This window comes from Oleiphilus sp. HI0128 (genome assembly GCF_001635365.1).
In genome coordinates, this window is the sequence record NZ_LWGG01001147.1 from 1 (window position 1) to 1526 (window position 1526).

The window sequence follows — 1526 nt, forward strand, 5'->3', positions numbered from 1 at the left end:
AATATAACACTGCCTGATTGCCCCGAGCCAGATAATAGCTCCGACACAATTTCCGAGTCAGACCTCTGTGGCAAGGCTTTTATCGACGACCTTGGCGATGATACCTATGTTATCTTCAGTTTTTTCTCTGACATGACCTTTGAATTCACCGGAAACGATGATAACGATTCACGTTTAGCGAGCGTAACGAGCGGTACATGGGCAGTGGTAAATAACGAGGTAATTGTTTACCTTGCCGATGAAACACTTACCTTTAGAGAGTCTGCGATCGAACAGGGCCAATACTGCTTCCAACTTCCTGAAGACGATGTCAGTCATATCAGGCATTGTGCAGTAGAAGCAATTCAACCTTCGTTAAGTGATCTCACTAAAGAATTCTACTATGAAGACTGCCCTTTCTGCTCTATTGAGTTCTTTGCTAACAATACGGGCGCTACCAACGGAGATGAAAATGATGGCTCGTCTTTTTCATTTTCCTGGAGTTTTCAAGGTGACGGCACAATATCCATTGTCTACGACCGTGCTTTGGGCAGTAACAAGTTCTTCTTTACTGAACAGGATAGCGAAAAAATTAGCTTCATTAGTTTAAACGATTATGCTGATGAGGCACCTTATATGGACTCCAACGTCCTCTTCATAAAATAGAACCTGTGCCTAGATTCAAGTAAGCAAGCCTGATCATTCAGGTTTGCTTACTTCTCACCCCGCTCTTTATAGACTCTGTCGCCACTCAACGATCTGCTCGGCTAACCACTGTGGTGCATCCAAAGCCAAGTCATGCCCGGCATAGTGATGACAACGATAATCTGCCCCCCATGCTTGGGCGGCATTTTCAGAGCAGTGGTAGCTAACAATCCTGTCTTGTTTAGCCGCAATAAACAGCATATGTTCGACGGGCTTTTGTGATTCGCATTGAAAGCGACTGGCCGCCAGAATTTGCTTGATTGCCGCTCTCCGGCTAGGTGGCTGCTTACGTCTGAAGTCTAACCACTCATCTAGCAAACACTCATCACTATCTCTCATGTTACTCGACAATCGCAAAATTTCACGCTCACTGTAGCGCATAACGGGGTTAAACCAGGCCTTTAGGAAGCCTGCATAGGCCTTAGGTTGAAGTCTCTGATAAAAGCGAGCATAGGGTCTAAAGCTTGAATTTATCAGTATCAGGCTAGCGACTTTTTCAGGGTGCATTTGAGCCAAGGCAAGCGCCACCATTCCGCCCATGGAAATACCTACAAGATTGATCTTACCGTCAACAAGCTTGGCTGAGTCAAAAATCCTCGGCGCAAGACTCTCAGCAATTTCTTCTATCGTCCCCGGGCTAGATTCATGATGTCGCTCACCAAAACCTGGCAAGTCCTCAAACAATACCTCTGCGCCTGACAGTGTTTTTAAGTGCTCAGGAAACTCACCCCAATGCAATTTCTGGCGAGACAAACCCCTTATTAGCATCCACTTTTCCATTAGCGATACCAAAACTGCTTAGCTGCTTGAAAGGTCTGTACCTGCTGCTTTTTCTTGGGCAT

General features: G+C 45.7%; 2 protein-coding genes. One reads left to right on the forward strand and one right to left on the reverse strand.

The window, feature by feature from the left end:
• On the forward strand, positions 1 to 645 hold a 645-nt coding region (locus tag A3763_RS28915), incomplete at its 5' end, for a lipocalin family protein (RefSeq protein WP_197482992.1).
• Positions 646 to 711: 66 nt separating this feature from the next.
• Here A3763_RS28915 and A3763_RS19420 read toward each other — a convergent pair.
• On the reverse strand, positions 712 to 1464 hold the full coding sequence (locus A3763_RS19420; RefSeq protein WP_068507724.1) for an alpha/beta fold hydrolase: 753 nt from the start codon (positions 1462 to 1464) through the stop codon (positions 712 to 714).
• Positions 1465 to 1526: the final 62 nt, after the last annotated feature.